Source organism: Acidobacteriota bacterium, assembly GCA_016208495.1.
Taxonomy (GTDB): domain Bacteria; phylum Acidobacteriota; class Blastocatellia; order Chloracidobacteriales; family Chloracidobacteriaceae; genus JACQXX01.
Window position 1 is genome coordinate 1 of the sequence record JACQXX010000150.1, and the last position, 3,815, is coordinate 3,815.

Genomic DNA, 3,815 nt, shown 5'->3' on the forward strand with positions numbered 1-3,815 from the left:
AAGCGGCGTCAAGCCGCCGCACTCCACACTCTATCGCGGTGTGAATAACTTTTCGATTTGTTTTTATAACAGAATCAGATACATTACCGGCCTGACCCGAAATATTCAGACCTCAGACGGCAATATCCTGCTAGACCTGTAGCCGGGAAATTCAGTAAAATCCAGCCTCACTTCAGATTTTTCGTCCTGTCGCCTTGTTGCCGTTTCCACTCGTTATTTTTTTTCCTCGAACCGTGCACGATACCTTCTCTGGAGGAGTTTTCGAATGAGACCAAAATTCCGCAACTCGTTTGGGGTGCTGCTTTGTGGCTGCCTGATCTTTGCTGTCACTTTTTCGGCCTGTAATCCTTTTGCACGCAAGCTGGCTGAGGGCATTGAAGCCAAAACCATGAACTGTGAACCCGGTTCCCAGGGTGGCAATATCACCCTGGCCCTGCAAAACGGGCCGACGACGTTTAATCCCTATGTGGATGCTTCGCCTGATACCTATGAGGTCATGCGCAATCTATATACCACCCTGCTCGACTATGACTATGCCAAAAACAAAGTCGAGGACACGGGGTTGGCCACCACGGTAACACCGGACGCCGATGGACAGAGTTTTTCGATCAAAGTCCGGAAAGCCTTATTTTCCGATGGGTCTTCGCTCGATGCTGAAGACGTGGTTTTTTCCTATCAAACCTGTGCCAGTTCCGATGTGGACTCACTCCTGGGAGATTTACTGAGGACCCGTCAGGATAAAACCGTCAAAGAACCCACCATTACCAAAGTTGATGCCCAGACACTGACGGTAAAGTTTGGCGGACCCATTTCGCCGGATGTTGCCCGTCTGATTTTTGCCAGAATTCCGATTGTTTCCAAAAACAGCTTTGGCGGGGCGGTCAAAACGAGCAGTGCCAGAGAAGCCTATGGTCTGAAAACCGCCCCCGATAAAATCGTCTCATCAGGGCCGTTCAAAGTGGTCTCGTATTCAGCCAGTGAGCTGGTTTTGAAGGCCAATGAAAAGTACTACAAGACAGATTCCAACGGCACGCTTCTGCCATACCTGGATGAAATCAAGTACCTGCTCAACCTGGACCGCAAAGCCCAATCCGACAAATTTGCGGCGGGTGCGCTCGATGCCTGCAACTATCTGACGGCTGAAAAAGTGAAGAGCCTCAAAGGGAACAATCAATATATTGTTGAGGACAAAGGCGGGTCATTGCACGTGTGGGCGTTGATTATGAACACCCGCTATCTGCATTCCAAACGATTGATCAGCCCGGTGAAGGCATTTAACTTTGCTTTTGACAAATTCCGCTTTGCCTCTTCCAAAGCCATCAATCGGGATAAACTGGTTCAAGAGGTGGCCGGTGGCGGTGCCAAGCCAGCCTTCAATATCTTTACACCGGGCAATAGCGCCTGGTTTGATAGTTCAGTCAAAACCCATACCTACGATTTGACTGAAGCCAAGGCGTTGTTGATGGCCCAGGGATACAAATACACTGGCAATGAGTTAAAGGCACTCGGGAAAGAACTGGTCCGGTTTTCAATTGCTTATCCAAAAGACGCCACCGCGGCAGCCATTGCCAAGCAACTGGTGTCTGATTTCACAGCGCTTGGGGCTGAAGTTCGGGCAACAGAAGAAAAACCAGAGGTGATTTCCAACTACCTGACGGCAGGGACTTTCGACGCGGTGTTGATTGAACTTCGCCCAGAGTGGCCGGATCCGATCTTTATTCAGCCTTATGTGACCGGCAGACGGTATTGGGCGGCTGACCCGGAACCGGAAAGTACCGACATGCGCATCAACTTTGGCGACCCGGCGGGAAAATGGTATGACGATACCCAAGCCGCAATGGACAAAGCCGTATCGCTCCGCGCCATTTCCGACCGCAAGGCCCAATACAATATTGTGCAGCAGCGCTGGGCCGAGGTGATGCCAGTGGTTTACTTGATGTCGGAAAACACCATGGTTGGCGCCAAGACATCCTTGAAAAACCTGCAGTCAGCCATGGCTGACCCAGGAATGACCTGGAACCTGGAGGTCATTTGTAAGAAATAGCTTTCTGAAGAGCGAGTAGCGAGTAGCGAGTAGCGAGTCGTAAAACAAAGTGCTACCTGAACAGAACGTAATACTTAGGAACTGCTTCTTTTCAGGTTTGAATGAAATCATCGGTTCAAATCAAATTTCAAAATGAGATTGATTAACTACTCGCTACTCGCTACCTCGCTACCTCGCTACTTCGCTCTTCACCTGACGGATGCGTCTCTGAAAACGCCCTGATTTCACCAACTTATGAGGGATGAATTATGAACTATGAAGAAGCCATCTGATGAAATATCAAACGGTTAGCTGTTTCATAATTCGTAATTCATCATTCATAATTCATAAAGAATGCTTCGAACGACTCCGCACTCACCGAAATGAAAGCGTGCAGCCAATGTCGCAGAACTTACACCGCTGACATTTTCTTTTGTCCCTATGATGGCAACAACTTAACGGCTGCCTCGGATGAAGAAAACATTGGCGAAGACCCGCTTGTCGGGCGAGTTTTGCTTGATCGGTACAAAATCACAGCTCGAATTGGCGAAGGTGGAATGTGCACCGTGTATCGTGCGGTTCACTTGCTGACCCAAAAAACCTGGGCGGTCAAGATTTTGCACGCTGAATTAGCCTCCCAACGCCAGGCTGTCAAACGATTTCAAAAAGAAGCGTTGGCGGCCAGCCGGATTACCCACCCGAATGTCATCTCCGTGACCGATTTTGGCACCAGCGAAGAAGGGTATGTCTATCTGGTGATGGAGTACCTGGACGGCGTGACGTTAAAGCGGGCGCTTCAGACCGAAGGTCGGTTTGATATGGAGCGCGTTTTGCACGTCACACGCCAAATCAGCGAGGCACTGGACGCCGCCCATAACCAGAATGTCATCCATCGTGATCTCAAACCGGAAAATATTATGCTGTCGGCGGGTGAAGCCGCCGGTCAGGATTTTGTCAAGGTGGTGGATTTCGGGATTGCCAAAGTCCAGGATAGCACCACGGATAGCGCTCCGTTGACGGCGCCAAATCTGGTGATGGGGACACCTCAATACATGTCGCCGGAGCAGGCCAAGGGGCTCGATCTGGATGCTCGATCTGATATTTATTCGCTTGGGGTGATTGTCTATGAAATGATCACGGGCAAGCCTCCGTTCTATGGTGGCCCCTCGAAAATTGTCCTGGCCAAGCACGCCAATGAAATCCCTCCCTCACCCCGTCGGTTGCGACCTGAAATCTCAGCCCACGTTGAGCGGGTGATTATGCGGGCGCTCGAAAAAAGTCCGCTTCGTCGTCCGCAAACCGCCACGGAAATGGCCCGTGAGCTTGAACTGGCCGTTCGACTGGCGGCAACTATGGCCAAATCAACCCATCTGGACGAACCTTCACAGTCAAACCTGACGCCGTACCGGGATGAGAACGAATCTGATCGCAGTGGCGCTCCGGCGGCAGAGGCTGATCCAGCGGCTGCCGAAGCCGCTTCGCGATCCCTGATCGCCTCGCTCGAAGCCGCCAATGGCACCCAGGATCTTCCGGAATGGCGACGCTGGCTGTGGCCAGCCGTTATGCTCTTTGCGGTGGTGCTGGTGGTGGTTTTGGTGTTGTGGAAGATTTCGAGCTAAAAACCAGGGTTCAGGGTTCAGGGTTCAGGGTTCGGGGTTCGGGGTTCCGGGTTCCGGGTTCCGGGTTCCGGGTTCCGGGTTTTCGAATTTATGCCCTTTATGTCCTGGGTGTCCTTTTCAATGACCCCTAAACCCTAAACCCTAAACCCTGACCCCTGACCCCTGACCCCTGA

2 protein-coding genes are annotated in these 3,815 nt (G+C 51.5%); both read left to right on the forward strand.

Annotation, left to right across the window (positions count from 1 at the left end; translation table 11 throughout):
- Positions 1-265 precede the first annotated feature (265 nt).
- The gene (locus HY774_28140) at positions 266-2,044 is read left to right on the forward strand and encodes an ABC transporter substrate-binding protein (protein MBI4752378.1); all 1,779 of its coding nucleotides are present in this window, start codon (positions 266-268) and stop codon (positions 2,042-2,044) included.
- Positions 2,045-2,406: 362 nt separating this feature from the next.
- The gene (locus HY774_28145) at positions 2,407-3,642 is read left to right on the forward strand and encodes a serine/threonine protein kinase (protein MBI4752379.1); all 1,236 of its coding nucleotides are present in this window, start codon (positions 2,407-2,409) and stop codon (positions 3,640-3,642) included.
- Positions 3,643-3,815: the final 173 nt, after the last annotated feature.

Coding starts and splice junctions, on each gene's coding strand:
- HY774_28140 (MBI4752378.1), top strand. CDS start 266: ATGAGACCAAAATTCCGCAACTCGTTTGGGGTGCTGCTTTGTGGCTGC.
- HY774_28145 (MBI4752379.1), top strand. CDS start 2,407: ATGAAAGCGTGCAGCCAATGTCGCAGAACTTACACCGCTGACATTTTC.